The 948-nt window shown below is 76.3% G+C and carries 1 protein-coding gene and 1 pseudogene; both read right to left on the bottom strand.

Annotated features, from left to right (window positions below):
• Nucleotides 1-126: 126 nt before the first annotated feature.
• Entirely contained in the window at nt 127-456 is a 330-nt protein-coding gene (locus tag HUW36_RS33515) for a YbaB/EbfC family nucleoid-associated protein (RefSeq protein WP_099162865.1), read from the bottom strand.
• Between the two features lie 147 nt (nt 457-603).
• A pseudogene (locus HUW36_RS33510) lies at nt 604-948 on the bottom strand (DNA polymerase III subunit delta'); the annotation flags it as partial.

Below are 948 nucleotides of genomic sequence, written 5' to 3'. Positions count from 1 at the left end.
CGGCCGACGGCGTGGGCGCCGAACGCGGGGTGCGGCGGGTCGGTGGCGGTCACCGTGCGGGCCAGCGTGGCGAGGGTCGCGCCGGCCTCGTCGAGGCGGGCGGCGAGCGCGCGCAGCGTCTCCATGTCAGGCTCCCGCCAGCGGCCGGTAGGCCGCGAAGGTCTCGTTGTGCAGCTTCTCCCGGGCCCACTGCGCCGCGTCGGCGGCGGCGGTCACCGCGGCCTGCACCGAGCCGGCCACGTCACGCGGGCTGCGCTGGTGCAGCGGCCCGAGGAAGCGCACGTCGGTGATCCGCCCCCCGGCGGTCACCACCACCTCGACGAGCCCGTCGGGTGAGCGGACGGTGACCTCGACCGTGGCCACCGCCTGGTCGAACTCGGCCTGCAGGGTCTCGATGCGGCGGTAGCGCCGCACCGCCTCCTCGATCCAGGCCTCGTCGATCTCCCCCCGCGGCATCGGCGGACTCCTCCCGGCCGGTCGGCGTCGCCGACCCCGGCGCCGCCCTCACTGAGCGTGCCGTCTTCGTCACCACGGCATCACCGGACCGTACCGCACCTCAATCGCGCGTGTCGATGCCCTGTGGACAGCCTCGGGTGGGGTGGGTCAGCCCCGCCAGAGGGACAGCATCATCGCCTCCACCGCGATCCGCGGCTTGACGTTCGCCTCGATCGCGGACCGGCACTCCAGCACGGCCTCCAGGCGGCGCAGCGCGCCCTCGGCCGCCCACTTCTGGGCACCGGCTCCGGCCAGCGTCGCCGTGTCGGTGTGCACCGGGGCGACCGGCGCCCGCAGCGCCATGGTGAGCGCGTCCCGGTAGAACCCGGCGAGGTCGACGAGCGCCCGGTCCAGCGCGTCCCGCTGGGCCCGGGTCGCCCGCGACTTCTGCCGCTTCTCCAGGTCCTTGAGCTGGCCGGCGGCCCCCCGCATGGCACCGGCGGCGCCCCGGCC

Source organism: Micromonospora maritima (assembly GCF_902825405.1).
Taxonomy (GTDB): domain Bacteria; phylum Actinomycetota; class Actinomycetes; order Mycobacteriales; family Micromonosporaceae; genus Micromonospora; species Micromonospora maritima.
This window is presented reverse-complemented; position numbering and strand designations above follow the sequence as displayed.

Bases quoted from the DNA above. Each gene is read 5' to 3' on its own strand.
- HUW36_RS33515 (WP_099162865.1), bottom strand. From the start codon at position 456: ATGCCGCGGGGGGAGATCGACGAGGCCTGGATCGAGGAGGCGGTGCGG.